The 25,596-nt window shown below is 41.2% G+C and carries 21 protein-coding genes; 4 read left to right on the top strand and 17 right to left on the bottom strand.

What is annotated here, in order from left to right; all coding sequences use genetic code 11:
* Positions 1-17: 17 nt before the first annotated feature.
* The 7 genes from ABEW32_RS10860 to ABEW32_RS10830 all read right to left on the bottom strand — a co-directional run bounded on the left by ABEW32_RS10860 (position 18) and on the right by ABEW32_RS10830 (position 7,262).
* Positions 18-410, bottom strand: coding sequence for a VOC family protein (locus tag ABEW32_RS10860; protein WP_209950156.1), 393 nt, complete (start codon positions 408-410; stop codon positions 18-20).
* A gap of 272 nt (positions 411-682) precedes the next feature.
* Positions 683-1,495 (bottom strand): DUF2785 domain-containing protein, encoded by an 813-nt coding sequence (locus ABEW32_RS10855; RefSeq protein ID WP_069010391.1) that lies wholly within the window; start codon positions 1,493-1,495, stop codon positions 683-685.
* 197 nt (positions 1,496-1,692) lie between these two features.
* A complete protein-coding gene (locus ABEW32_RS10850) occupies positions 1,693-2,076 on the bottom strand; it encodes a nuclear transport factor 2 family protein (protein WP_209950154.1) in 384 nt (127 codons plus the stop codon).
* Between the two features lie 196 nt (positions 2,077-2,272).
* Positions 2,273-2,644 (bottom strand): hypothetical protein, encoded by a 372-nt coding sequence (locus tag ABEW32_RS10845; protein ID WP_040103232.1) that lies wholly within the window; start codon positions 2,642-2,644, stop codon positions 2,273-2,275.
* Between the two features lie 170 nt (positions 2,645-2,814).
* Positions 2,815-4,593 carry an ATP-dependent nuclease gene (locus ABEW32_RS10840; protein WP_290409354.1) on the bottom strand — a complete coding sequence of 593 codons (1,779 nt, stop codon included), beginning with the start codon at positions 4,591-4,593 and terminating at the stop codon, positions 2,815-2,817.
* Between the two features lie 361 nt (positions 4,594-4,954).
* Complete coding sequence (locus ABEW32_RS10835) at positions 4,955-5,956, bottom strand: hypothetical protein (RefSeq protein WP_137078962.1); 1,002 nt, start codon at positions 5,954-5,956, stop codon at positions 4,955-4,957.
* A gap of 226 nt (positions 5,957-6,182) precedes the next feature.
* Positions 6,183-7,262 (bottom strand): hypothetical protein, encoded by a 1,080-nt coding sequence (locus ABEW32_RS10830; protein ID WP_137078963.1) that lies wholly within the window; start codon positions 7,260-7,262, stop codon positions 6,183-6,185.
* A gap of 289 nt (positions 7,263-7,551) precedes the next feature.
* Between ABEW32_RS10830 and ABEW32_RS10825 the strand changes: the two genes are divergently transcribed.
* Entirely contained in the window at positions 7,552-7,785 is a 234-nt protein-coding gene (locus ABEW32_RS10825) for a hypothetical protein (protein ID WP_430187502.1), read from the top strand.
* Positions 7,786-7,995: 210 nt separating this feature from the next.
* On the opposite strand, the gene ABEW32_RS10820 is transcribed toward ABEW32_RS10825, so the two are convergent.
* The 4 genes from ABEW32_RS10820 to ABEW32_RS10805 all read right to left on the bottom strand — a co-directional run bounded on the left by ABEW32_RS10820 (position 7,996) and on the right by ABEW32_RS10805 (position 13,915).
* The gene (locus ABEW32_RS10820) at positions 7,996-8,355 is read right to left on the bottom strand and encodes an immunity 22 family protein (protein ID WP_290409352.1); all 360 of its coding nucleotides are present in this window, start codon (positions 8,353-8,355) and stop codon (positions 7,996-7,998) included.
* A gap of 152 nt (positions 8,356-8,507) precedes the next feature.
* Positions 8,508-10,571: a methyl-accepting chemotaxis protein gene (locus ABEW32_RS10815; RefSeq protein WP_430187499.1), complete on the bottom strand. Its 2,064-nt coding sequence runs from the start codon at positions 10,569-10,571 to the stop codon at positions 8,508-8,510.
* Between the two features lie 281 nt (positions 10,572-10,852).
* Complete coding sequence (locus ABEW32_RS10810; RefSeq protein WP_430187497.1) at positions 10,853-11,392, bottom strand: CueP family metal-binding protein; 540 nt, start codon at positions 11,390-11,392, stop codon at positions 10,853-10,855.
* A 135-nt stretch (positions 11,393-11,527) separates the two neighbouring features.
* Positions 11,528-13,915 (bottom strand): polyprenyl synthetase family protein, encoded by a 2,388-nt coding sequence (locus ABEW32_RS10805; RefSeq protein WP_430187494.1) that lies wholly within the window; start codon positions 13,913-13,915, stop codon positions 11,528-11,530.
* A gap of 178 nt (positions 13,916-14,093) precedes the next feature.
* On the opposite strand from ABEW32_RS10805, the gene ABEW32_RS10800 reads away from it, so the two are divergent.
* Entirely contained in the window at positions 14,094-14,663 is a 570-nt protein-coding gene (locus tag ABEW32_RS10800) for a TerD family protein (protein WP_263560640.1), read from the top strand.
* 43 nt (positions 14,664-14,706) lie between these two features.
* Here the strand turns inward: ABEW32_RS10800 and ABEW32_RS10795 are convergent, their stop codons facing one another.
* The 4 genes from ABEW32_RS10795 to ABEW32_RS10780 all read right to left on the bottom strand — a co-directional run bounded on the left by ABEW32_RS10795 (position 14,707) and on the right by ABEW32_RS10780 (position 18,951).
* Positions 14,707-15,627, bottom strand: coding sequence for a hypothetical protein (locus ABEW32_RS10795; RefSeq protein WP_430187491.1), 921 nt, complete (start codon positions 15,625-15,627; stop codon positions 14,707-14,709).
* 217 nt (positions 15,628-15,844) lie between these two features.
* A complete protein-coding gene (locus ABEW32_RS10790) occupies positions 15,845-16,786 on the bottom strand; it encodes an ADP-ribosylglycohydrolase family protein (protein ID WP_430187489.1) in 942 nt (313 codons plus the stop codon).
* 84 nt (positions 16,787-16,870) lie between these two features.
* Complete coding sequence (locus ABEW32_RS10785) at positions 16,871-17,956, bottom strand: hypothetical protein (protein WP_430187487.1); 1,086 nt, start codon at positions 17,954-17,956, stop codon at positions 16,871-16,873.
* Complete coding sequence (locus tag ABEW32_RS10780) at positions 17,956-18,951, bottom strand: hypothetical protein (protein WP_430187485.1); 996 nt, start codon at positions 18,949-18,951, stop codon at positions 17,956-17,958. Before ABEW32_RS10780 ends, ABEW32_RS10785 begins: the two co-directional genes overlap by 1 nt.
* Before the next feature lie 181 nt (positions 18,952-19,132).
* Between ABEW32_RS10780 and ABEW32_RS10775 the strand changes: the two genes are divergently transcribed.
* Both ABEW32_RS10775 and ABEW32_RS10770 read left to right on the top strand, forming a co-directional pair.
* Positions 19,133-19,783 carry a hypothetical protein gene (locus ABEW32_RS10775; protein WP_430187483.1) on the top strand — a complete coding sequence of 217 codons (651 nt, stop codon included), beginning with the start codon at positions 19,133-19,135 and terminating at the stop codon, positions 19,781-19,783.
* A 34-nt stretch (positions 19,784-19,817) separates the two neighbouring features.
* On the top strand, positions 19,818-20,387 hold the full coding sequence (locus ABEW32_RS10770) for a DUF1697 domain-containing protein (RefSeq protein WP_430187480.1): 570 nt from the start codon (positions 19,818-19,820) through the stop codon (positions 20,385-20,387).
* A 111-nt stretch (positions 20,388-20,498) separates the two neighbouring features.
* Here the strand turns inward: ABEW32_RS10770 and ABEW32_RS10765 are convergent, their stop codons facing one another.
* A complete protein-coding gene (locus tag ABEW32_RS10765) occupies positions 20,499-22,244 on the bottom strand; it encodes a methyl-accepting chemotaxis protein (protein WP_430187477.1) in 1,746 nt (581 codons plus the stop codon).
* Between the two features lie 557 nt (positions 22,245-22,801).
* Complete coding sequence (locus ABEW32_RS10760) at positions 22,802-25,594, bottom strand: alpha-mannosidase (RefSeq protein WP_430187475.1); 2,793 nt, start codon at positions 25,592-25,594, stop codon at positions 22,802-22,804.
* Between the last annotated feature and the right edge of the window lie 2 nt (positions 25,595-25,596).

The raw sequence follows: 25,596 nt of genomic DNA, 5'->3' as shown, positions 1-25,596 counted from the left end.
TATCTCTTGTATTATTGTTATTTCCATATCTTCATTCTTTCTTCTAAATTTGAAGTATGTAATTCAAGCTGTATTCCATCTGGATCTAAGAAATTGATTGTCCAACCTAATCCTCTCTGTATAGGGCCTCTCACTATGTGAACCTCATTCTCTTGAAGTACCTTAACAGCATCCATGAAATACTCCTCTTCAATATAAAAAGCTATATGGTCAAATCCTAACTTTCTCTCTATATTCTCAGAGTAATTTTCTTGTTCAACTAGGCAGATCCAAGCAGTTCCCCATTCTAAATATGCATCTTTATTTCCTTTATGTCTAATCATCAATCCAAGAATCTGAGTATAAAAATCCAATGATTTATCCAGATTCTTGACATTAATGGTCAAATGATTGAAGCCTTTAACTAACATTGTCTTTGCCTCCTCGAATTACCTAGATGTGGATCTCTGATCTTATATATATTATACTTAAAAGCCCCAATTTCTGATAACGTTTGGCATTCCTGACGTTCAAGCAGCTTAAGTGACCGCAGGGAACAGGTCGTCAGACTTAGCTGGTTGAATGTATCGCCTGAATAATCTTCTTGCAAATCCTCCTAGCGATCAAGGGCGAATGCCCGCAGTAGGAGTGTTGTGTTATCGGATGTTCGGGACTTCTTCGATTTAACTAAAGTTTAGTTTTTTTAGAGCTGGTTTAATGTTTTTAGTATTTCTTTAGTTATATCCTCAGATCCGCTAATATTCAGTAATTTAAAATATACACTTCGCAAAAGATTCTTGATGTTCCCTCTAATTATGTAATATTGCGGATATATTTCTAATCTTTCAATGCCCCCAAGCTGTTGCACCCAATTAATTAAAATATCTTTCATAAGGATATCACGCTTTACAATTTGAATTACTACTTCTGCCATTCTTTCATCTTCATCGTTTATAAAATAATAGTTATTAACACAAGCCTTTTCCCCTATCAACTCTAAAATAACCAATAAATGTTTCTGAGAATAATAAGATGCGGCTGAAATAGAATCTAAACCATCAGCAGCATGTGCAATCGAATGTGCCCATCCCTTATCTAATATATATCCTCTAAAATCCTTCTCAAGTTCAAAATATAATGTCATTCTAGAGTAAATATATTCATATTCATGTTCAGTTAAATAATTAAAAATATCGTTATAATGTAAAGCAAGCGGAATGAACAGGGCTGAAAAAGAACGTGTAAACACTGTATCTTGATCGTTATCACCAATTCCATAGAATAAATGATCATCATCTAAAGTCACGTATAATACTTGTCTGACTAATTCTATACTTAGTTCTTGATTCATTATCCATCTATATAAAGTTCCATAAATGAGCTTATCCCTTAATTCGTCATCAATCGACCCAATGTGTTTAATCATTTCATGAACTACTTGATCTATGTCTGTTCCATTAGGAACTTTATAATTATTATCTCTTACATCTTTTAGAAAGCTTTTAATGCTGTTCATTTATTTCTCCTTATTTTTAGGGTTCCCCCCGAATTTCCGATAACGTTCCCCTATTCACGACGCTTGGCGTATGCCAAGTGTGTCCAGCAGCCTCTGCTTCCCTGAAATGCTTCTGCCGGACCGAGGGCGTATGCCCGATGCGTGAATATATTGTTATCTGATTTCAGGGTAATCTATGAATAACTTTCAACAGTGTTTCAACTATGATCTTCAATCAGTATCAACTTCTTATCTTTCATTTGAAATATTGATTTCCCTTGAAGTTTTAATGTTTCTCCTGCCTTCATTCCATTAGGGAGATCACTGGACAATATTCCCTCATAATCAATGTCAACCTCTGCTTTATCTCCTGTGAAAGTAATGTTCTTTATTACTTGACGCCTTTGAGAAAATACCTGAATTGACTGCTCTGCTAATGTGCGAAATTCCTGAATCCCCTTTGTTTCCGAATTCACTTCACCTTTAGAAATGTTTCGAAAATGAATATTCTCATTCAAAACTCCTATCATTCCATCAATGTTAAACGTGTTATATGCGCTCAGGTATTTTTCAATAAGATCTTTTAAATTTGAGTTCTCCAAGTCGAATCACACTCCTAGATTTTGATATTACATATTTGTCCTGATTTCAGATAACGTTTTTGTATTCATGAACCCCAAAGGGGTTGTCTGCTGAAATGCCTCTCCGAAATCCTTCTCACAGACCTAGGCTCCAACGGGGCCGCAGCTTGAATATTATGTTATGTGTAGTTATCACTCCATTGATTGACATTCTAATTTACGCCTTCCAACCCATCTCTTTATACAATCTTCTAATCTGTTTTATAAAACTATCATCTTCCCTTCCCTTATTTATAATCTCTTCATCGGTGGTTACAGCCCATCTAAAAATTTGTTCAATGCTCCCGTAACTACGTTTAAATCCTTTGGCCAACTTCAGTATGTTTTCTTTAGTTGCGGCAAATGATAATACTACTCTTAACTCTTCATCTGTCCAAGGTCTCCCCTTATTTTCTGTACTATACGCTTGTTTTTTCTCATATTCAAAAATCAATAATTTCGTTTTGTGGATTACTTGGTCTGTTGTTAGTTCTTCAATTCCTTCATTAAGTAATTCAATTAATCTATCTTTATATTCTTTCTTTTTCATAGATTTCCCCTCCATGATCTTTTCAATAATTACACATAACGTTTCTGTGTTCACGACCCAGCGCACGCTGGGTGTCCGGCGAATGCCGGACCAAGAGCGAATGCTCGCAGCGTGAATATTATGTTATACGACGGAACATTACTTGAATTTACATGAAGTATTTGATTCGATTAATGTTTGGAACATGCTTGTTCTAAAGTTTCAATTCCAACGAATTTCTTTAGAGATGTTGGAAAAATTTCTTCTCCGAATTCTGATGTTTCTTGGAGTTTAGTCCATATGCCTAAACTGCTTTTATCATTTGATTCGTAACCTATCACAGCTTCTAACTTAGGAATGTTGAAATGTATTTTTTCCAAAGAAGCTTCTTTAATTAATCCCCAATTTGTAGTAACCATTTGTCGTTTTGTACTGTCACTTAGAAGTTTGCCTTTAGAATTAAATTCTTCTAAATCCAATATCCTTTTTGTGTATAATTCACTTTTCTTTAAATCTTCAAGTGAATCAAATAAAAGTTCTGAAATGAAATTGTTTTTGAAGTCAAAATCATTTATACAAAAAAAGTCCACTCCAAGATGTTTACATAACTTAACCAAGATTCTGGCTGTAATCTTACCATGATGAGGAATTATAGAAATGTTTTTAAAGTTTAAGTATGTCTCTGAATACATAGAATCTTTAGTTAACAGATATACCTTTTTCTTTATAATTTCTTTGTAGGTCAGTAAATCATTTGGCCCCTCTACTAAAACCACCTTTTGACTGAACACAATTTTATTCAAATTTGGCTCTATCATTTTAATGTAATTATTAAAGTCTGCTACTTGATCCAAAGAGAAACCTTCTAAATCAGCTTCTGAAATATTCTCATCTGGTTTGTTATATTTCAAAATTGTTTCGTGTGCTTCATCATCAAATTCAAAACGAATAAGTCCTCGTGTATCAAAAGCATCTATCATTTTGTCCGAGTGAGTACTATAGATAACTTGATGCCCTTTTTCTGCCAAGTTACAGAGGACAGTTTTGTAAAAGTACTCTTGATGATTTTCATGCAAGAAACTTTCAGGCTCTTCAAATAAAAATAAACATTTATCACTCTTGTTGCTCTCAGCAATTGCTTGAATGATAGCCATAACAAACATAGAAATATATCCATCACCGAAATGATCTATAGAAATAAGGTTTTCGGTATCACCATTTAAACCGATTTTAAAAATCATATCCAAAAAAATATCTTCATAATCAGGCAATTCAAAACCTATAAAAAAATTACTGTCTCTTAGATTTGTTGAATAATTTGACCTTATATCCTCAAGAAAACTGTGTAACTTCGAATCTGCTAGAACCCTATCAGTTGAATCCTTCACTTCTCCTTCAAAAGTTTTCCTTTTTCCTTTCATATTCGCATCTGCTTCAACAATTTTTTTAATATGTTTCGCTAAAAACGAAGTAAGATTTCCCCAGGTAGTCTTCTTTGTTGATAACTCTTTTTTTACATCATGAAAATTCACATAGAAAATCCTAAAATACTTTGCTGCTCCCGAAGCATCAGGATTTTTTGTTAATTGTTCCTTGTCACGAAAAGATCGGACTCCAGCGTGCTCAATTTCATTATCCACTACGCTTATTCTTAATGAATGAAATCCTTTAAGCTCTGCTTGGTTTCCGTCTCCTTTAACTTCTATGCTGCTTTCAATTTCAGTTTCAATAAAAGGACGATTATTGTAATCACGGTTGTGAAAATCGTTAATTGTGAATGTATCCTTATTAACATTTTTCTCTTTTATCCCATATAGAATTGCGTTGAGAAAATTTGTTTTCCCTGAATTGTTATACCCAACGATAGCTACAGGTTTCTTATGATTCTGATCAGGAAAATGTATTGTCTGTTTTGTTCCAAATGATCTATAGTTTTCAACACTAATGCTTTTTATTCTAATATAGCTCATAAATATCCTTCTCCTTATTTATTTGTTCTGTCGTATAACGTTCCTGTATTCATGAACCCCGAAGGGTTGTCTGCTAAAATGCTTCCCTGAAATCCTTCTCGCAGACCAAGGCTCCAAAGGAGCTGCTGCTTGAACACTATGTTAGGCGAGGCTAACGGCATCTTCGAATAAATTCACCAGTTCTTCGTAAGTCTTTTTACTCTTTCTTTGACAAAATTCACTAGTACCTTGATGCAAATCCGATGATAATTTCAGTTAGCTTGCGGAGAATACTTTTTATTTGTTTTTTGATCGTTTCTATAAAAACTTCAAAAATTTCTCCTAACGCTCTTTAACAACACGAACTCGAGCGAGTGCGGTTCTAATAATGCCATTCTGACGCCCCATAATGTTCCATGGACATTCTAATTAATTCATTCCAAAAATCTTCCAAATCACTAAATAGACGGTTTGGGTTTACTAATTCAATCAATTGTGAAATATAACTACTAAAGCTCAGTTCATCTGCATTGAAGGACTTCATAAATCTCAATTCATCTATTTCGCTATCAGTAATACCGAGTTTTTTGACTTCTTCTACCGTTTCGAAAACATGACTAACCCAAAGCAGGGAATAGAACGATTTATACATACTCCTCCCTTTGATATTGGATTTTATTAATATTTCCCTGTAAATTTTCCTGATTACGTCGAATATATATGCCGAATCAGGTAATTCATCTATTTCTTTTCTGACATACTTCGAGGTTTGAATATATCCACCCTCTACATCAATTACATTAGAAGGTCGGTATATAGCTCTGTCTCTTACATAACAAAGCTTTTCATAAAGCCCTTTAATACTTTCATTTGGTTTATTTTCATCAGCAAATATAAAGTTGTTATAAAGTATTCTAAATACCTCATCCAATTTTTCACTTTCTTCTCTTAAACAATCACAATATTCTTTAACGTCAGTATGTGTTATCAGTGTTGAAAGGTCTTGTTCAAGTAATTTAAACTCATTCCATACATTTGGTAATTCGGAGGGATCTGATAAATCATTAAAATTGACTCCAAGATTTACAATACCGTTCGAGCATAACCTTTTGGGAACTTTTAAGTTAAAACGCTCATCTAATAACATTAACGAAATAAATAAATGATACACCGAGTAGTAAGTCAAAACTGCCCTACTAATTCTTAATCCCCCAGCACTCTCTACATCTTTAACTGATTCAAGGGCCCTTAATTCTGATAAACCAATAAGACTTTTATGAAATGAAAGTGCAGAACATGAGCACAAATAAACCATATTGGTGATATTAGTTCTATCCAAATAATTGTATTTCCCACTTTGTATATATGTAAGTTCTTCTTTCATTACCTGTCTCCTTATATAACGTTTTGGTCTTCTAAAATCTATCTAACAAATCTTATACCAGCCATCTTCTCATTTTTATAGTTTTTCAAGAGTTTCACCTAACGTTCCTGTATTCACGACCCAGCGTATGCTGGGTGTCCGGCGAGCGCCGGATCCAGGGCGTATGCCCGCAGCGTGAATATTATGTTATAGGATGTTAACGCCTTCTTCGATTCTACTGAAAATTTCATCTTACTTTATAAGATTTATCCAATAAATTAGGAATCGAATTTCTATTCTGTAGATCGAATACTCTTTTAGCTTCTTCAAGTGAATTAGCAAATGGAGTAGTTGCTTCAGCCACATTTGTCTGTTGCGCTACCTTCCTTAATTCTTGGTTCTCTAAAATTTCTTTATCTAATCCTTTATAAATAAAGACATCTTCCGAATAGCTAAAAATTATATAATTAATCACTTTTAATTTTTCCTGAATTGTGAGCTTTTTAAACTGCCTAAAGAAAGTTCTGTATCTCTTCTCTTCATTTTTTATAAAAATCAATACAACGCTATGATCCTTAAATGGCAATACACTTATGTGCATTTCACTTAATAGATACTCTTGAGAACCGCTATAGATATCATTTATAGTGTTACCTTCAAAATCAGCTATTAATGATACACAATTCTGAAAAGCTATTGGAACAACATAGTCAAGAGATTCGAAATAAGCCAAGTAAAAATGATCATTCCATTTTGATACCGTAGCCTTTTTAGAGTATTCAAATCCCATAACATACTCTTTTAAATCAAGCTCATTAATAGAGTGAATGTATTCCACAAATTCGCCCGGTAACTGCTCAATATTAGGATATAGTGCATTTTCAAGTTCTCTTTTACTAATGTTCTTCAAATAGTTTTTCATAGCCATTTGTGAAAGCATTTTATCATTCGGCTCTTTAAAGTAGTTTTCAGGGTTTTCGTAATTTTTAAAAACTTTGCTATCGCAATCGTTACATATTATTTTAAATGTCCCTGCTTCATTGATCCCTTTAGGTTTATCAAACATAACTGAGTCAATTAAATTGCCTGAATAAAGTAGGCGGCCATCTATTGCAATATTGTCCAAACAAAATCTTGGAACTGAATGGGAATTACAAAAACTACTGCACTCAGTATTACAGATATAACATCTCAATCTTTTAGAATCCGCCCGGCTCTTTTTCATTATTGTTCCTGTTAATTTGTTGAATTCAACTTTTATATTTTTGAATGATTTTATTTCAGATTGTGAGAGTCCTAAAGATCTCATTCTTACTTCTTCATTCATAAGTATTCCTCCATCATTCGAAGTTGCGTTAATTTCAGATAACTACTTATTTACGAACCTCAGAAAAAATGTTCTCTTTGTCATATTCACGAACTTCGTGAATCCTGCACTTTGTTCCTGATTCCCGCACTTTCTGCGTTTCAATCCTTCACCCTGCCCAGCCGATCCAACAAACTTTGAATCCGCCCAATGCCCCGTCTACTCACATGTGTACCGCTCCGTAGTTTGTACACTCTGACGCTCCAGCAGTTCCTGAATATAGCGAAGATCAATCCTATTTCTCCAGCAAGTGGGTCGCAAAGGAATGCGTCAGCGAATGAATGCTCATCTGTCTGCGAATATCCGCTTCAACCAGCGCTTTTTTCAAACACTTTCTGCGCTGATCGTTCTGTCAGGTGACGGCCTTCCCTCTGCCCTGGAAACAGCCAGTTTTCCGGCAGCTATCCCCTATGTACTGCTCGACCGCCGCAAACGCCGCTTCGGAAAGCAGCGTTTGCCGAACCTTCCTGCTTCATTCCGATAAAGTAGGTAATCTTCATGCTCGCTTGTCTCCTTAGTATATCAGCCGTTCAAAAAATTGGAAATCTATTTTCACACAAAAAAAGGGACTTAAGATGTAAATTCACCTTAAGGCCCTGATTCTTTCGGATCAAATTATTGATCCTTTAAGTTCAATTTTCATTATCATAATTACTTGGAATGAGACTCCGAAGACAAAAGAATAGTGTAACCGTTAATCTTTTGAATAAGGATATGCGGCTAAAAAGCGTAGTTCCTCGCCATTTTTTTCAGATAAACCGCTTGTATTACAATCATATATAAAGAACAACGAATTATATTTACCATCTACTTTACTCAAATCATGTAATAGTGGAGATAAAAAAGAATCAACATAGGAAACATCTTTTATACCATCATCGGTCCCGTCAACCAGAAAGACTCCTTCAGCAAAATCTTCGTCAAAATCATCTATTTCATGGTCATTTAAAAACCCGCTAAAAACATCCACATTCTCATCTTCCGGGTATTTGATCTCAACATATTCAAACAACTCATCTTCAGAGGCAAAGTGACCGTACCAGACGGACACCATATTTTTTTCAAAGCAATTTATATGTCCACCCCGCTAATATTTCAGTTAACACGTATGGCCTATCTGTATCCCCACAACAGCTATTGAAGCTAAAAAGCCCGCTAGACGCGGGCTTTGCTGTATATAAGTCAAAATCATGCCTAGTAGACTTGTTACTCAACCTTAAACTGCTTTAATTCGTCTTGCAGCTTAGTGGACAATTGGTTTAATTGTTTGGATAGTTCAGCAACTTGTTCGAAGCTCTCCAATTGTTCCTGCGTGCTGGCGCTGACCTCTTCGGTTGAAGCGGAATTCTCTTCTGTGGTGGAAGAGATGATTTCCAGCGCCTGCAAAATCTCATCTTTGTGCTTGTGGACTTTGGAGGTGTTCGTGCTGATCTGGATCATTCGCAATTTCAAATCTTCCAAATCCTTGTTAATACTAAAGAACACTTGCTTCGTGTCCTCCACCGATCTGGCATTTTCTTCTGCGATTTTAAGACCGTGAACGGTATGCTCAACCGATACGCTGGTTTTTTCTTCGATGATACGAACCTTCTTATAGATTTCCTGTGTCGCCAGCGCCGTCTGCTCAGCTAGCTTACGAACCTCCCCGGCAACCACAGCAAACCCTTTGCCCTGTTCTCCTGCACGTGCAGCTTCAATGGAAGCATTGAGCGCCAGCAGGTTGGTTTGTGTGGCAATTTGGTTGACCGTATCCACGATGCCCGAAATCTCATGACGGCTCAGATCAATATCCTGAATAATAGCCGACATCGCTTGTGTGGAATTATGATTTTCTTCCGCCCATTTGGATAGCTGATCTACTACTGCAAGCCCTTGTCCGCTTTGTTCGGCCGAGGTTTGCACCATCGATTCGATGGCTTTCGTATCATTGGCAATTTCGTCAATTTGGCCGGATAAGGCTCCGGTTTTTTGTAAAATGTTATCCGTTTCGATGGATTGGTAGTTCGTTGCATTGGCTATTTCATTAATTGCTGTCGCAGTATCGTTCATCGTGATTGCGGTTCTGGAAGAAATGGATTGCAGGTCGTGAGAAGACTGATTCAACACTTGAGCTGAGCCGCCCACCATTTGGAGCATGCCTTGAATTTTTTGAACCATATTGTGAACCCCTTGAGAAATTTGCCCGATTTCGTTATGGGAATTCGTATCAAACGAAACGGTCAAATCTCCATTTTCAATCAGCTTGATTTTGGCAAGCAATTTCGGAATGGATCTCAACAGGTAACGGAGCGTTATATAACAGATTACAACCAACAGAATAGTGGCTGCGGCAAAACCGCCAATCGTAATCCAGGTAAAGGTTCTTAATTCTGAGAGCGCCTCTTGTTCAGAAATGGTTAAGCCTACGGACCATCCTGTATCTTTGCTGGTTGCATACCCAATGTAGCGACGTTCGCCATTATCATTAATGAGCTGTACTCCAGACTCGCCAGCAATCATTTTCTTACCGATCTCACCAAGATCACCTGTGCTTTCGGTAATCTTTTCTTTCAGCACTTTATTTTGATCAGGGTGATACAAAATATCACCTGTTTTGGATGCAAGAATCGAATAACCTGTGCTTCCAAGCGAATAGCTTTTCATAACGGCAGGGATGTCTTTGAAGGCAATATCCACAGCTGCAAAGCCGATTAATTGGTTGCTGCTATCTTTGATCGGATAGAAGATGCCCATGACCACATTCCCTGTATTGACGTCCTTATAGGGTTCTGAGTAGTACAAACCGTCTGCTTCAACAGCTGGCTTGAAGTACGGACGCGAATGGATATCGAAATCCGGCTTGGAAGCAGCACCATCATTCTGAAGAAAGAAGCCTTTACCATGTATTCCTGCAATCCAGGCGTCGGCAAAAGATGGCTCTTCCTTGACAATCGCTGCCAGAGTCGCTTGAGTTGCCGCAGCATGTGGAGAAGTTTTCGCCATCTCTGCTGATTCGGTGGTTTCTATATATTGTCTAAACAAAGTGTTGGTTGACATTTGCTTGACTAGCGAACCCTTTTCCTTAAATAACGCGTCAAATTGACTGACGGTGGCCTGCGTCTTGGTCTGGAGCATGGCCTCTTGCTGCTTGACAAGCATGCTTTGCGTGCTTGCATAGATGAACGTCCCCAAGGTTGCAAAGACGACAACGATAATAACTAACAAGACCATAGCCAATGTGTTAGCAATACTGGATGATCTGAATTCGCGCTTCTTCATATTTTGTGACATGCTGCCATCTCCCCGAGAAATATTGAGCGAAAAGCTCTTAGATAATATGTCGGAAATTCGCAGCTGTTTGAATAGGTTTTTAGTATTTACAATTTAAGGTTTTGCTATCTGATTCCTCATAGATTTCCTCCCAACCTGTTCGGTAACTCTAGCAAAAGATTAGGGTAGCACAAAGAGCCTCCGTCAGGCGCAGGCTCTTTACTAAAAGCTATGTATGAGAACGTAGGGTTTTGCGGACTTAAAGTGTACGAGCGATCAGTAAGCTCCCCTATTCTCTGTGGTTAACCCAACTGCATCGTTGTGATACATGTATCGTCTTTCTCATATGTAGAGAATTCCGTTTGGGCCGTTTTACCTTCATGATTTACGCTAATGCGGTAGGTTTTGTCCCTTGGCAGCCATAGATCAATAAAACCATTGGGTTGTGATTTCATAGCAGCATTCTCCATGATGACATTCCCTTCGGAGTCGTGAACAGTCACATTGAACTCTCCATTTTTTATTTCGCCTTGGCAGCCGGTTAGACTATGAGTTGCACAAGGGTGGGTCTCTTCTACATATGGCGCTATCGAAACAAAAAACTCGTTGTCAGGCAAATCATAAGTTATGGGTTGTGTATGGTCTCCATTAACAATTAACTGACTGGAATTAATGGAAGCAGATTGATCTGTTGCCTTTCCTGCGCTGAAATCATGCACCAACTGCTTGATATCTGTTGTCCCAAGCTTGTCCGCTCCTTCTTTCTGAATATTTCCTGCAATCAGATACGTGCCCAATGCCGCAACAACCAACCCTGAAGCGACCAAAATCCCTTTTTTCATCTGGAGTTCATCTCCTTGTCCGTTTTTAATCATTATAATAGAGAACGCGCCGTAACGGACAAAATACGGCAATGAAGTCACCAGATATTCACATCTTTGCTTGTTTATTCAGACATATCTGGGGCACAATTCTTTTTAACGATCCCGGTTCACAATATAATTCATTAAGTGCTTCAAAAAAGAGATATTGCGGGGCACCTCTTTTAATGCTTCCAAGGCAAGACAGTAGTGCTCCCACATCTCTTTACTGGCACCTTCGTAGCCAAGGATGGACACAAAATTCGAATTATTGTTATCTGAATCCTGACCCACAGGTTTTCCAAGTAAGAGCGTATCTCCTTCCACATCAAGCAAATCATCTTTGATCTGAAAAGCAATCCCCATATGATAGGCGAATTTCTGCAAAGCGGAAATCTCTGGTTCCTCGGCCTGTGCGAGCATGGCTGGCATAACGAGACAAGCCTCGAACGCCACTCCTGTTTTGTAAAAGCACATCATATTCAGCTGCTCCAAGGTCAAAGCCTTTCCTTTGGAATCCAGATCCATCGCCTGACCCATACACATATCCTCTGCCTTACGGGCCGAGTATTGGATCAAGGCAAGCACAGTCTCAGCATTGAACTGGCTCAGTGATGCTTGCTCCCCGATGGCCTTCTGGATCAGATATAGTCCGGTTAATTCCGCAGTAGCGCTATTGTGCACCTGATGTAATGTCTGACGCCCTCTACGGGTAGAGGCGTTGTCCTGGGAAGGCAAATCATCAAAAATCAGGGAGGCTGTATGCATATATTCCAATGATCGCAGAAGCGGCACGATTGCCGAAGCGTCTAATCCATATTCATTTACGCCCATGACCCAAGTCAATATAGGTCGTATCCTTTTCCCATCCCCCTCAAGACTATAATTGGCAGCATCAATAAGCTGTTCTTTCATGACCTCGATCCCATGAGGCTTGGTTATTTTCAATTGATTGTTAATCTGGTCACGGACGGTTTTGACCGTATTCATAAAGTCTTCCTTTTCCCTCGAATCGTTTTTCAGTTGAACAATCATCTGGTCACGAAGCAGCTTATCGAAGAAATCTACATCCTCTGCTTTGCCTACCATCTTCTGAATGAGACGATTAAATTCAGGATTTCCAGATGCAAAAATCCCCATTATTTCATTGTACTTTTCTGCACCTACCCGTTCTTTATAACGTTTGAGTCCATTTATTGCACGATCCAGTATTACCTCGCGAGCCATAGCATCTGAGTCATACACATTATGGATCAAATTAGAAATGACCGCCCAATATAGTTCGAAGGGATTGATCAAATCCGATCTTTGCTGATGATATTTTAAATAATAGGTATAGGGTGTTACCGCACCATCCCTCATATCGTCAGCCATATCTGCAAAATCATCAGCAAGCTGGTTATAGATACCATAATAGAATGTTCGTTGCTCAAACCCTTCATCCTCAGGAGCATTAATCACGGAACGGACAATCAAGCGGGAAGAAGCAGATTTTAAAATCACGGGTATATAAAGCTCTTCATTGGTGTAATTAGCTTGTGTTAGATCCTTATCCCGGTCGATATCTTGAGAATGAAAAAAAACATAGGACTGCTCGAAAAAGGTTTGCTGTGTGTCTGACCGCTGATGTGCCTTAATATACTCAAAAGCATCCGAGAGCTCCGAATGGATATAGCGAATGAACTTCATATGATCGCCAGTCCAGTCGCCCAGTTCTGGCACAGATCCGGTAAGAAGCGCGGTACGTATCATGTGGGAGTATTGCTCTTTCTCCTGAACGGTCAACAGCTGAGAATCGAGCAGATCATCAATAAAAGGATAGGTCAACCCATAGGAATACCCAAGCCTAATCGCTTCATCCAGTCTGCGCGAACGCTCAACAGGTGGCACGGATGCGTCCATTTCTTCCATCACATGCAGAATAACCCCAATGATGATTTTAATCAGTTTGCGCTGAGCGTGCTCTGCATCCATTTCCTCGGGAATATGAGAAGATACAGAGTTAAGCTTGTTGATTAGCCAGATTACAGTCGTTTCGATCCCTTCCTTTTGAGACCACCGATACACCCCGGCTATATTCATAAACTCCGGTTGATTTCTTCTATTAGCACGGGTGGGTTGAAGCAAATATCTTTTCACGTCAGCAATAACGCGCTGAATCCGGGTCTGTGTGTTCGCAGAATCTAGAGCCTTGCCTAGATCCCTCATGTAAATATAAGAGACACTTCGCTTCAGATAATCATCCAATTTGCCTGTGTAACTCAGCCATTGAATGTATCTGTCATAATCCCGAGTATCCGGCTTTCTCTTATTCCGCGAAATGAAGGATAACCATGAAGAAGGACGGATATGATTCCTTTTCCATATATGGATATCTTCTGTAAGAGAAGTCACATAAGTCTTATCCTTGGCCTGATTATAGAGTGATGCAAAATACTGAAGCGCCTTCTGCTCAGCCAGCTGGTAGCCTGTATCGGCTCGAAATTTTTCATTCATATGATGCATTACCTCAACTTCTCATTTTGTTTAAACATGGTTGCATTTCTCCCTGAGGGAACGAATTTGGATCATGTTTTTATCTTTATACGGAAAAAAATCTGTGAAGTTACGAATAGATTATATCCTTCTATATATATGCTACAATTTCAGAGTAGAACAAAAATAATGATAGGGAGGCATAACGTTGAGTATTAGTCTAATTAAAGGGCAGAAGGTAGACCTAACCAAAAATAATCCACATTTATCCGTGCTCAAAGTAGGGCTTGGATGGGACCCTATGAGGGGCAGATCCATGGATATTGATGCATCAGCACTGCTTCTTAATGAGAACGGCAAGCTGACTCAGACAAAAAATCTAGTATATTTCGGAAACAAAAATAGCCCTTGCGGGGCCGTCGTACATAGTGGTGACAACTTGACAGGTCATGGTGACGGTGATGATGAAGTCATTACTGTATCCCTTCAACAACTACCACCTGAAGTGCATAGAGTCGTATTTATTGTGAATATATTCCGTTTTTTCAGCTTTGGTAGACGTAAGGATTTCAGTATGGTGAACAATGCTTATATTCGAGTATTGGATGCGTTGCAAGATGAAGAGATTCTCCGATACAATTTGACAGAGGACTATAAAGGGATGTGTAGCATCCGTGTAGGTGAAGTATACCGCTATGGAGGGGAGTGGAAATTCGGTGCTATTGGGGAAGGCAGCACCATTACCTCCCTGAATGATCTTGTCAAAACGTATGAATAAGTATTTTTGGTGTTAAGGAAAAACCCACGTCTGACGTGGGTTTTTATACTATCTCTTCAACAGCCACCTGATACAGCAGAGAACCTTCACGGAGCAGCAGGCGATCTTTTCTGAAATCCTGTTCGTGCGGCTGAAGGAACTCTTGATCGTCATTTAAAAAGCGAATGTGTTGTCCTTTGCTCAAGTTGCCTGGCTTCACATTCTTTTTCAAGACATATTGTCCATTCTTGCCATAACCGCCGTCGAACAAAAAGTGGTACCCATCTGTAGCCACCCCGGAGCAGCCGGAAATTCTCGGATTCATAAACGTAATATTCGTACGGTCGCTACCGGAAATATGCCCTAATGAAAAGTCTGAATAGTAATAAAACCAGATTTCCTGTTCGCTAACCACGTTCAAAGCATAGCAATCATGAATGTCTGCCGCTTGATTTTCATATATTTTGTGCCCCTCTTTATTCCAGGCGACAAGGCCGGAGGACCCCACAGGCTCATTCCAACCATAATTCCCGAATATACCTTCATCAAAATAACTGGTCCAGATCGTACCTTCTTCTGTAACCTGAACACTCTGGATACCGTCTCCAAGCAGTAGTTCATTCACGGTTCGGCCCTCATAATCAATAATTTTACCATTTAAATCATATTGGCCGAGTCCATAATAATGACAACGCGCTCCGACGAGCAGCAGATGATGATGTAGAGGCTGCACATAATGATAGTTGAACTGCTGCCCCTCCACACACACTTCTTCAATGTGATCATCTATAATGAGTATCTTGTAAATACGTCTCTCTTTAAGAGAGGAAGGCGGGAACATCCCCCGTACTCGTTCTGGGACTTTATCAATTAGCAAAATATACACGCGTCCATCAGGACCAAATTGGGTCGAAACGATCTCAAACCCCTCTATTCTATTGGAAATATCGACAAATGAATGAAGCTGTTTATCTAGATGTGACAATGTAGTTCCTCCTCTAAAAGATCAGTAAAGTGAAGTATTATTTGTACTTGACTTCATTTTGTCATAACGACATGTAGCTGAGGAGGGCAGAAGTATGGCGATATGGGTAGTTATCCCAAGAGATGAGTCGTCGGTAAAAAGATAGTGAACAAAAAAAGCCGGGCTCTGCTTCATAAAAAAGCAACCCAGCTTGATATTTACAAATGCTCTGTTCCTCTTAAAGTGTCCGGTCCTTGTCGGCCTTCTGCCATAAAGCCTCCGTCAGCTCATCAATCGTCTCTTTCATTGCCAGCTTCTCGCGCCAGTGGATTGGGATACCGTTTAGCCCGTAATAAGCCCCTGCAATCTGGCCGTACACTGCTCCGGTCGTATCTGCGTCGTCTCCCAGATTTACGGCCAGCAGTGCGCCCTCTTGAAATGAAGCCGAGTGGTGAAATGCCCACAGCGCAGCCTCAAGGGAACGAATGACATAACCAGTTCCTTGTATTTCGGGCGGCTCCTTATGCTTGTAAGATCCCTGAATGATTTCTTCAATGGCTGCCGCAAAAGCTGACTGTTCCTGCTGCTGCCACTTATAGCAGACATCAGCTGATAACATGGATTCCTTGTCCGCTCCCCGCAGACCTGCCACAAGGATTGAAGCAAGCACAGCACAGGCCTCCACACTTTCGACTGCTCCATGGGTGGTGCGCGAGCTCAGCTCGGCGTACATCACGGCTTCTTTCGGACGATTCGCATAGGCCATGGCGACAGGTGCAAGCCTCATAATCGAGCCATTACCGGCAGTCATGGGGTCAACGGACCCGCTATACGGATCTCCAGTGGCTTCGAAGCGGTGCAGTGCTGCTCTCGTCGCACCACCGATATCAAAGCACGTTCCCGTGCTGCTCATATATCCTAGGTGGTACCAATTGGTGTAGCGGCGCATTTGATCTGCTGGATCAAAGCTATCTTTTCGCACCATGCTCTCGGCCAAACAGAGTGCCATAGACGTATCGTCTGTCCACTGCCCCGCCTTCAGCCCAAATACACCACCGCCTACGATATCCGTTACAGGTTCAAATGTGCCTGGACTGCTAAACTCTACTGTGGTTCCCAAAGCATCACCCACAGCCAGCCCAACCAGGCATCCGCAAAAACGATCCTTGATCAGTGCCATTTTGATGTACACTCCTTTGTAATTGTTATAGCTAATGTGTATCTTTCCATATGACCAGGATGGAAGAAAATCCGGTAACGCTAATTATTCGTAGCTCAAGGCTTTACAACCGCTATCTGGATGTAATTCAATGAAAATCCCTGCCTCATGATGGTAAATGAGTGGAAATCGCTCCGTATCTACATGTTCCCGCGCACCGCTTGAAAGCCGCCATACCTGAAGCGGGACTTCTTTTCCCCATAAGAATAATCGGTCGCCGGAAACAGCCATATCCGCTTGGGGATATGGATAAATTCCGTCTTCATCAGGCTTACAATTTAGAGGTGGGATGGCAGAAAGCACACGTCGGTACCCAGGCTGAGTCATATCGAATAGGACAACCGCTGGTTCCACTCCTTCCTCTCCCCAATCTTCCTCCTCCAGTAAATCGGCATCCATCTGTCCCCAAACTGCCAATGTATCGGGTCCTGTCCAGCACACTGGCCCATCCCAATCTATGGTTTGCCAAAGATGGCGAACTGACGGACCGTTTTCCGATTCCCATGGGTTCAGTAGCCAATCGGATAGCGACCAAGTTCGAACCACTCCTAAGGGAGCCCATACCCATCCTGTATCCGCCATCCACTTTCCCTCTGGAGAAACCAGCAGCCTTCCATGAAAGTAATCTAGATAATGCTCATCCTTGCTTTCATTGTTATAAACAGGGCTAGGCCTTGCAGTCAAAAGCATACCTGTTTCTACATCCGTCAGATCCAGCCGATTCCATTCCGTTCCGTGAACAAGAATACATGCACCATCTCGATGTACAAATGCCAGGGGAAACATACTTTTATCATAGTGGTATTCGTCCCGCGATAATTGCATTTTTTCTTGTGCATGGACTAAATCATACACTGTCGCATGCCGGCCAAAACGATTGGATATGGCTACGTACTTGCCGTCAGGACTGGTAACTATTTGGACAGGTTGCAGGGGATTAAAATCAGGAATACAAATACGTGTGCATAATTCTGCGTTACCAGAACGAAGTTCTAGTCTCCACAGTTCTGCTTGTGTGTTCAATGCCAGCAGGGTTATGCTTCCCTGAGAGCCGCCTTTTACAGGATGAATGACCGTAAGACGCCCGATCGTCTGTGGTAAATCAGGTAAAGAAACGTGATGGAATGGCATTATTTAACCCCTTTTACTCTGGATAAATCATAAGGTATACAAGCATTTGCGAAGGTAGTTTTGTCGACAAAAAATCCGAGTTCAAGCACTGCAGTCAATATTTTTAGAAAAACTCCCGGCTTTTGCTTGCAAAAACATTTAAGATATGTGATTTCGCCAGGATTACTTTTGAGAACAAAATAGGAGTAATTCATCAAGATCATATTGGAGATGAACTGCTCTGTTGGAGATTGACGCTCATTGATACAGTCGATCAGCACCTCTAATACCCTATTTTTATTGGAGTTGTAGGCTTGTATAAATATCATTGCTTCTACAAACGGCTTGTTAAAATCATCATACGGAAAATCATATACATCATGACTGCCCAGGATGAAGCTGACCAACTGGCCTTGCAAAATTTTTATTTTTCCCAGCGCTGCTCGGGTATCCATATCCATCTTATTTTTGTTAATATGCTCATGCAAAATATCAATTAGAATGTGCAAATCATACTGCTGTCCGTCTTCCATACTGTACAGTATCTTATTATTTTCAATCGTTAGACGATCATAAATGTCATCTCCTAAACCCAATTCAAATAAGAGAAGGTGAAGAAAAAATAGCCTATCCTGAGTAAGTGAAAATTCATTCCCTCTCTCTGCTAGATGTAAAACTTGATATTGATAATAAACACAACATAAGTTTTTTCTGCAATAAGCAACATCTTTATGTATATCAAACATGTTAAAAATAAGCGCAAGCAATCGAATCAGACGTTCAGCATCCGTTACGCTTAGAATGGGATGATCCATTTTGGTAAATAGCGACCTGTCAAATAAATCATGCCATCGCACTAAAGAAATATGATCCTGCTCATTTATATTCAGAGTTAATATTCTTAAATTTTGCTCTTGATCAGGATAGGAATAAAATAGATCTTCATGACTTAAATCAGAAATGCGCTCATTAAAGTAGGCTCTTAATTTGTAATCGTATATTTCAGAAAAAGACATTTCTCTCCTCCTTGCACCTTATCTTCGAACTCCTATATTGTAAAATTAATCTGGATCGACTGGCAAGGCGGCATAAATACAGAAACATATGTTCTTCATTTCTATATTATGATATCTTTATGCTAGGAATGAAATGTGATGACGAAGGTCATAGTCTACGACTAGAAAGGAATGAACACCTATGAAACAGCTAAGCGAAGCGCTGGCCCGTTTTGTACACCAGCAAAACTTGTATAATGAAGCCTACGGGCTGTTCCAAGACCACGATATCCAGCCCCGTTCAGAGAGTATAACAGATTGCTGGGACAGCCGGATTCCTGTATCCCCTGAGCTTGAGTACCTGTATAGCCACTATGAAATGATCGATGCCAAGGCAGAGGGAACACGCAAATTGAAAAATGCGGCGGTTGAAATTGGAGATGCCGCGGTTCTCTTTTTTGTCGCACCAGAACATTTATATCGCCAACAGCTGGGGTATCGCTTCATTACGTCTGGTGAGCTTGTTCATGAGTCATCTTCGTGGCCCTCCCATCATGTCGTAATTGCCACGTTGAATGACGATCCACTCATTGTCGATACTAGCGCACCCGATTCTCCTATATATGCTGCAATTGAAGGTGGGGCGGCGGCGCAGGTTGCTGACTCTTTAGCTGACTTCTTTACGGCTCTTTCCATCCTGATCGAAGGTGCCTGTACCTTTAAGGGAGAATTGATAGATGAAGATACATACGAAACCAAAGCAGCATATATCGAGCACGTAAAACCATTGCTGCATCACTTGCTGGGCGATAACCAAACCACGTATTTGCTGAATTACCTATCCTTTTGTTAGAAATCCTATGTGTTAAAGAGAGGTGGGGCTTTTTATGATCTATATCGCATTACTGCGGGGCATCAATGTTGGCGGCAACAACAAGATTGAGATGAAGAAGCTCAAGCAAACGTTTGAACATGCAGGTATGGGGCATGTGACGACTTACATCAATTCTGGAAACATTATTTTTTCCAGTCAGGAGCGGTCTAACCAGGAGCTATCGCTCGTACTGGAACAGGCGATTCTGGAGGATTTTAGCTTACCCATCCGTGTCATCGTCCGTAATATGAAGGAGATTCAGAGCATTATGGAGGCACTGCCGAATGAATGGGCTAATGATACACAGATGAAAAGTGATGTAATGTTTCTGTGGGATGAAATTAACGATATTTCCGTTTTGGACAAGCTTCCTTTGAAACCAGGAATTGGGCATGTCATATATACGACCTGGGCCGTTCTGTTTTCTGTCAGCAAAGAACAAGTCACCAAAAGCGGGCTAACGAAATTAGTTGGCACCAAGCTGTATCAGCATATGACGGTACGGAATGTGAACACAGCACGGCAGATTTATAAGCTGATGCAAATGGCTGAACAGGAAGAGTTGCAGGATTTGGACTCTTGACTGGAATCCAAAAGCAATCCTAGTAGTAAGCTCAAAAAAGGAGCCTTCTTACGGCTCCCCAATTGTTTTCTTCATCCTCCATACAAATCACTACTCACCGTATGATCCTCGTTAAATTTTAAAGCCTGCGACCAGTCCATTCAGTCGAGCTGCACTTTCCTTCACCTGATCAGACTGGTGTGCTACTTCATGAGATTTTTCCGTTGATGACACCATACTTTCTGCAATATGCTGAGTGGATACAGCGGACTGTTCGCTGGCGGTTGCAATCTCATGGATTGCTCTCACCATAGTTTGGATGGTTTCATTTACCTGCTTAGAGGTAGCGTTCAAATCATTGACTGTGTTCGTATGCTCAACAGCATCACTGTAATATTGTCCCGCTGTGTCCTCAAGCAGCTGATAATCCTTGCCCACCTGGGCTTGCAGGAAATGCAATAATTCTTCAGCATTGGTAGTCAGATTTTCTACAGACTGCACAACCTCTTGAGTAACACTCTGAATTTGGTCTACCGCGTGTTTCGAGCCGTCAGCCAACTTACGAATCTCGTTAGCTACAACTGCAAACCCTCGACCCGACTCACCGGCACGAGCTGCTTCAATGGATGCATTTAGGGCCAGCAAGTTGGTTTGTGCCGTAATTTCCAAGATGGACTGAGAAAGTATACGAATTTGATCTACTGCCTTGGCTCGTTCTAACGCTTCTGTCATCTTTGCATTAGCCTTCTGGTAGATTTCTTTGGCCGCTTTATTGGATTGACTAGCTGCCTGCTTCAACGTTTCGGCCTTTACACTTGTATCATAGGCAGACTGAGCTCTTTCTTGAGTTTTGACCGAGATGTACTCTGCTGCCCGCTGCATTTCATCCGCAGAATGATTCATATTTTCGGTGTATGCTGAAGTCTCCTCCATAGCTGCTGACAGCTGTTCGACCGTGGCGGATACATCGCGAATCCGTTCATTGAGATCTGTCATATTCAGATTCGTCTGATCGCTAAGCTGGTTAATTTGGCGCGACTCATTGATCACTCCCGTAATGACCATTGAGGTTGAATCTGTCATTTGCTGAATAGCACGAGCAATGACAGCGATCTCATTTTTTCCTTTGAGCAGGGCAGGATCAAGGGCTGCCGTTAAATTTCCTTGGGTAATCTCTTCACAGTATTTCGTAATGATACTCATCCGGGAGCGTATATTTCGAATGGCCGCAAAGGAGATTGTGATCAGAACAGCCAGCACCAGAGCCAGAACCGTGATCAACACAATTGTACGCATTTTTATCTCATTTTGCGTATTTTGATATAGATTGGCGGATTGCTCATTGTTATAATCTGAAATTGTAGTCAGCATCGTAACTATGGCCGTACTAGATTTATTGATTCGACCTCTCTCTTCTGTGTCATAGGTTCCAGTATTTTTTTTGACGGCCATGATCTGTTCGATATCCTGAAAATACGTGTCTATACTCGTCCGTAGTTCTTCAAACAGTTTCTGTTCTTTTGCATCCAATGTCCTTTGGGAAAATTCATTTAGCCCAGTTGTAACGCTATCCTTACCTTTTTGCACCTGCTTATACTGTTTATCTGTATACTCCTTATTGTCGAGTATTTTGGTATAATTGGCGCGCATATTATAAAAGTCACTTTTGACCTCAAGAATGTTCGTTTGGTGTTGAAAGCGATCTGTATACAAAATACCTTGACCCTCTTTAGCTTGATACATACCGATAACCCCTACCAACGATACAATGAGCAAGCCCACTAAGCTGATCATAATCATGGAGATCATCGTTGTCGTGACCTTTAGATCTCTAAAACCTTTTCCTTTTTTATTCCTGTCCGATAGTTGATTACTCATTTAAACCCCTCCAGCTCCTCTATAAATAATAGTTCACGCTGCTCTCAACTTTCACGAGTACTCCGATGGTCCCATTGATGCTGCCCTCCAAACAACAAATAAAGCAGGTCACAGAACGTGAGACTATATATATTTATATATATCGGTTGAAAGCGCTTAAATTCATAAGTAAAATAACGGTACTTCAAAAATAAAGAGTATTTTAATAGGCAAATTCATACATAGATTTGCTACGTGAATCCATAATTTTAAATATTTATAAGCATGAGGAGTTTGGTAAACTGAGAGGAGTGTCTATATGAAGTGGGACACATATGCAGACTAAGATCTAAGCACTGGATGATGGGAGAGAACATATATATTGTGACAAACATACCATCATTAGATGAATTTACAAATAACCAGTATGTCAGGAGAGCCTTGTGTCAAAAAAGCAACGCGGATTGAATCCGTAAACCTAGCTACTATTTACTTTTAGCAATCTGATAACAAGCCCGGATGATAATTTATTCCATCGGGGCTTGTTATCATTGGCTATGTCCTTCTTCTCTTTATTGTTAAGTCTTCATTTTAAAACCTAGTGTAATAATTTCATGCGGCTTTACAGACTGAAGTAACTCATTAGAAGAATTCATTACGATGTCTTCTCCTGGTTCTTCGAGGATATTACTTTTATAAAAATTATACTGCTGCGGCCGGGGCTTGATCGTTAATTCAGCTATACTATTGCTCATATTGTACCAGCGTAACAGCACATCTCCCGACAGCTCATTCATTTTCATAGAGGAAAAGGCAAGCTCCGTGCTGTGCCAATCAAACAGCGCATAATCTGGAGCAATTGTCCCCGCATGAATCGCCGTTTGTTTTACAATCCAAGGAATTTGGTGTTGATAGGCTTCTATATACGCACCTGACTGAATACCGTCGCCATCATGTGGAATGATTTCCAGACGGGCGGTGTGCTCACCTAGGCAGTGCGCTTCCGGCGTCGGGAACCATCCCCAATCCCCCAGCTCGCCAACTGAGCGAAGCAAGGTTACTGCAATCGTGTTACGTCCATCACGTAGCAATTCATATTCATTCAACCCGAGATTGGATACGGTCAGACCTGCCTGTTCCCCACTTACATCCACAAACGCCTGCTGATGTTGTGTGTTGCTTGGATTTTCCCACTCTGGTGCAGGTTCATTGTCCCGGATTGCAATTTCAAATATGGAGTCCACCCGATGCTCAGCAGCAGCGATATCTGTCGGAAACAGAGCACGAAGTCGGTGATCCTTGGCTTGGTTGTTAAAGGTTGTTTCGATGGAAACCCCTCTGCTGTTCCTGGATAAAGAAATGACGGTCCGTATCGTCAGCGGAACGGTCTGCCGGGAGCGCTGAGCCTTGCGGTACAGATAATAAACCAGCTCTCGCTGCTCCTGCTCCAGCGTTTCATCCGCAGAGGCCGGTATTTCCCAATGATGGATAATCTCCATAGATGCCTGGTAAGGTGTATCTTCAAGCATGCGAATGTCAGCGATCAAATCTTTGGTAGTCAGTGCCTGCTCTCCCTCGGGCTGTCTGAACATATACTCGTTGCCGATATCACCCACATTTTCATATACGCCAAGGTCTTTGTAGCTGCGGCCTGTACGCTTATCTGTCAGGGTAAAAGAGCCGTTATCCGCAATTTCGACGTGAAGCAGATCATTTTCCATACTGCGACTGCCATGAAAAAGGGAAGAGGAGTCCGCCTCGACATTGCTTCTCAGCCAAGCATAGGTTTTTAAGCCTAGCAGGGGCACACGTTCAACCTCAAAGGTAAGGCGAACCCGACGAGACATGTAAGGCTGGCGGAATCGGTCATCCGGCAAATCATAACCGAATTGTAGCCCGAGGTCCTCCACCTTGCATGCTACCGGACACCCTTCACTGTCCACCAGTATGCGCCCGGAAAGATCCACGTTCTTCGCTCGATGAGCGGCCTCCTCAAGCGTGTATCCTTCACGGAAGTACAGACGCACCACTTCCAGTTCTGCCGACACTATACCACTGCGTTCCCAGCCTGACGTATTAAAAATCACGAGTGGCAACGCATCTGCTCCAAAGCGACTGAAGCCCGTCGTATCCACTGCTTGCGCAATGAACCCAATGCTTTCATCCACAATGCTCTCGGCTACATGACGGCTCTTATCGAACCGGGTCACCATCTCACGGTGCACCTCATCCACACTACAGCCGCAAATACTGTCATGCGGATGGTTCTGCATCAGTGTTTTCCAGGCATAGGTGAACAAATGATGAGGATAAGCCTGCCCCAGCAGATGCGCAAAGGTCGCAAGCGGCTCAGCCACTTTTTCCAGCATCACTTGTCCCAACTGGTTCATCTGTTTCAAATACACCCGGGCAGAAGCCGTATTCACCAGCGTTCCCCAGCCATCCGTGCGCTGACTGCGAAGCTCTCCCTTCACTGACGAGAGTCGCCTTTGGGGAATCCGTTTCAGAGAAGTCAGATAATCATTGAAATTGGAATGAACAAACTCGATATTCGGATAAAGCTTCTGTGCCGTACGGATGGCTTCCGGTAAATCAAGCTGTACAGGCTGATGATCGCAACCGTTCATGAACAGCAGCTCGCCCGTTGAAGCATATTTTTGCGCATCATCCAGTTTACGCTTCCAATAAATCTTGGCTTCCGCCTCATCTACAGGAACCTCATTGCCGTTGGAATACCAGTTGGCGAATAAAATACCGAGTACCTCTGATCCGTCTGGCCCCGTCCATAACAGTTCCGAAAAGGAGGACTCGTAGCCTCTATCCGACACCGTATTGTTAAACCCTGTCGGCTTTACGCCCCTTCCGAAGAAAACATTCGTAATCCCCGACTGTTGCATGAATTGCGGAGTCTGCCCAGCCAGACCAAACGTATCGGGGAAGTATCCGATCTTGGACGGACTGCCGTAACGCTCACAATCGCGATGCCCAATCTGCATATTACGTATATTGGCTTCGTCACTGGTCAGAAAAGCATCCTGCAAAATGTACCAGGGTCCGATAAAGATACGACCATCGCGAATATGCTGCTCTAGCCGTTTCTTATGCTCGGGCCGAACCTGTAGATAATCCTCCAGAATGATCGTCTGCCCGTCCAGATAAAAGCTTTTATAATCCGGGTCCTGCTCCAGCTTATCCAGCAGAGAATCCATCAGGCTAATCAGGCGCATATGGTGCTTCTCATAAGGCAAATACCACTCCCGATCCCAGTGGGTATGCGAAATAATATGTGCTGTCGTCTTGCTGCCCGTGTATGTGTTTACTTCCCTGCTTTTTGCTTGCTTGTTGATTGATTCGTCCCTTTGCTCGCTCATTG

Origin of the sequence: Paenibacillus jamilae (assembly GCF_050482105.1) — a bacterium.
GTDB lineage: Bacteria > Bacillota > Bacilli > Paenibacillales > Paenibacillaceae > Paenibacillus > Paenibacillus jamilae_B.
Note: the sequence above shows the minus strand (reverse complement) of the source record. Positions and strands in the feature narration are given on the sequence as shown.

Bases quoted from the DNA above. Each gene is read 5' to 3' on its own strand.
- ABEW32_RS10860 (WP_209950156.1), bottom strand. From the start codon at position 410: ATGTTAGTTAAAGGCTTCAATCATTTGACCATTAATGTCAAGAATCTG.
- ABEW32_RS10855 (WP_069010391.1), bottom strand. From the start codon at position 1,495: ATGAACAGCATTAAAAGCTTTCTAAAAGATGTAAGAGATAATAATTAT.
- ABEW32_RS10845 (WP_040103232.1), bottom strand. From the start codon at position 2,644: ATGAAAAAGAAAGAATATAAAGATAGATTAATTGAATTACTTAATGAA.
- ABEW32_RS10840 (WP_290409354.1), bottom strand. From the start codon at position 4,593: ATGAGCTATATTAGAATAAAAAGCATTAGTGTTGAAAACTATAGATCA.
- ABEW32_RS10835 (WP_137078962.1), bottom strand. From the start codon at position 5,956: ATGAAAGAAGAACTTACATATATACAAAGTGGGAAATACAATTATTTG.
- ABEW32_RS10830 (WP_137078963.1), bottom strand. From the start codon at position 7,262: ATGAATGAAGAAGTAAGAATGAGATCTTTAGGACTCTCACAATCTGAA.
- ABEW32_RS10820 (WP_290409352.1), bottom strand. From the start codon at position 8,355: ATGGTGTCCGTCTGGTACGGTCACTTTGCCTCTGAAGATGAGTTGTTT.
- ABEW32_RS10815 (WP_430187499.1), bottom strand. From the start codon at position 10,571: ATGTCACAAAATATGAAGAAGCGCGAATTCAGATCATCCAGTATTGCT.
- ABEW32_RS10810 (WP_430187497.1), bottom strand. From the start codon at position 11,392: ATGAAAAAAGGGATTTTGGTCGCTTCAGGGTTGGTTGTTGCGGCATTG.
- ABEW32_RS10805 (WP_430187494.1), bottom strand. From the start codon at position 13,915: ATGCATCATATGAATGAAAAATTTCGAGCCGATACAGGCTACCAGCTG.
- ABEW32_RS10790 (WP_430187489.1), bottom strand. From the start codon at position 16,786: ATGGCACTGATCAAGGATCGTTTTTGCGGATGCCTGGTTGGGCTGGCT.
- ABEW32_RS10785 (WP_430187487.1), bottom strand. From the start codon at position 17,956: ATGCCATTCCATCACGTTTCTTTACCTGATTTACCACAGACGATCGGG.
- ABEW32_RS10780 (WP_430187485.1), bottom strand. From the start codon at position 18,951: ATGTCTTTTTCTGAAATATACGATTACAAATTAAGAGCCTACTTTAAT.
- ABEW32_RS10775 (WP_430187483.1), top strand. From the start codon at position 19,133: ATGAAACAGCTAAGCGAAGCGCTGGCCCGTTTTGTACACCAGCAAAAC.
- ABEW32_RS10770 (WP_430187480.1), top strand. From the start codon at position 19,818: ATGATCTATATCGCATTACTGCGGGGCATCAATGTTGGCGGCAACAAC.
- ABEW32_RS10765 (WP_430187477.1), bottom strand. From the start codon at position 22,244: ATGAGTAATCAACTATCGGACAGGAATAAAAAAGGAAAAGGTTTTAGA.
- ABEW32_RS10760 (WP_430187475.1), bottom strand. From the start codon at position 25,594: ATGAGCGAGCAAAGGGACGAATCAATCAACAAGCAAGCAAAAAGCAGG.